The sequence below is a fragment of the Oleiphilus sp. HI0128 genome, from assembly GCF_001635365.1.
Genome location: NZ_LWGG01000559.1, coordinates 1 through 217, shown reverse-complemented (window position 1 = coordinate 217; position 217 = coordinate 1). Strand labels below are relative to the sequence as shown.

The window sequence follows — 217 nt, the reverse complement described above, 5'->3', positions numbered from 1 at the left end:
GATATGGACTTTAGTTACCAGTGGACAGGTCGCGTCGAAGACATTCAAATCACGCTCTTTTGCTTCGGCTTGAACCGCCTTGGATACGCCATGAGCACTGAAGATAACCAAGGAATCATCCGGTACTTCTTCCAGCTCATCGACAAAAATGGCACCACGTTGCTTTAAGTCATCGACCACAAAGCGGTTATGGACCACTTCGTGGCGCACATAGACG

General features: G+C 48.8%; 1 pseudogene. It reads right to left on the bottom strand.

The features are described 5' to 3' along the window. Positions 1-217 (bottom strand): annotated as a pseudogene (gene ispH, locus A3763_RS06630) (4-hydroxy-3-methylbut-2-enyl diphosphate reductase); the annotation flags it as partial.